General features: G+C 64.4%; 1 protein-coding gene. It reads left to right on the plus strand.

Annotation, left to right across the window (positions count from 1 at the left end):
* The first annotated feature begins 58 nt into the window (after nucleotides 1–58).
* Nucleotides 59–727 (plus strand): ABC transporter permease subunit, encoded by a 669-nt coding sequence (locus EN935_RS38395; RefSeq protein WP_127374366.1) that lies wholly within the window; start codon nucleotides 59–61, stop codon nucleotides 725–727.
* Nucleotides 728–804 lie beyond the last annotated feature (77 nt).

The following is an 804-nucleotide window of genomic DNA, read 5'->3' on the forward strand; positions in this document are numbered from 1 at the left end:
GAAGTGAGGCCCATCGGCGGTCGCGCATCCGCGCGGCTGCCAATACCGGGATGCACAGATGGAAGCAGTCCGCAATTTTCTTCCCCTGTTGATCGACGCGGCGGTTCTCACCTCCTGGATGTTCGCCGTCATCTCCGCCGTCTCCCTGGTCCTGGCTCTGGCGGTCGCGTTGGCGGAGCGCTTCTTCATGCCGTCCCTCGGCTATGTCGCGGTCGTATACAGTTGGATCCTTCGCAGCGTGCCGGAGCTGATCGTGCTCCTGGCCTGCTACCTCGCATTGCCGCAGGTCGGCGTCGCCTTGTCGCCCGTGCCTGCGGCCATCGTCGGCTTCGTGCTGGTCAGGTCCGCCTACGACTACGAGCTGTTGCGGGGCGCGCTCAACGCCATCGACCGCGGACAGATCGAAGCTTGCCGGGCGCTCGGCATGCCCCGGCGCGCGATGATCTGGCGGGTTGTGCTGCCGCAGACGGCGCGGATCGCCATAGCACCCTGGGTCAGCCAGGCCGTCGGCGCGCTCAAAGGTATGTCGCTGGCGTCGGCCATCTCGGTGTCCGAAGTCATGAACGTCACGCGCCAGGGGATCGTGGCCACCGGCAAGCCGTTCGAGTTCATCTTCGCCGCGGCGCTCCTCTACGGGTTGATATCGAGCGTGCTCCTTGTGCTCGAGACCTACCTTGAACGCCGCACCAACTATCTCGCCGGTCAAAACGCGGCTTTGTCGGCATGAACTTCTCCGTCGTCACAGAAAACGCCGATATGCTGCTCTCGGGGCTGCTCAACACGGTTTCGATCACGGTGGTCACG

Source organism: Mesorhizobium sp. M7D.F.Ca.US.004.03.1.1, assembly GCF_003998635.1.
GTDB lineage: Bacteria > Pseudomonadota > Alphaproteobacteria > Rhizobiales > Rhizobiaceae > Mesorhizobium > Mesorhizobium loti.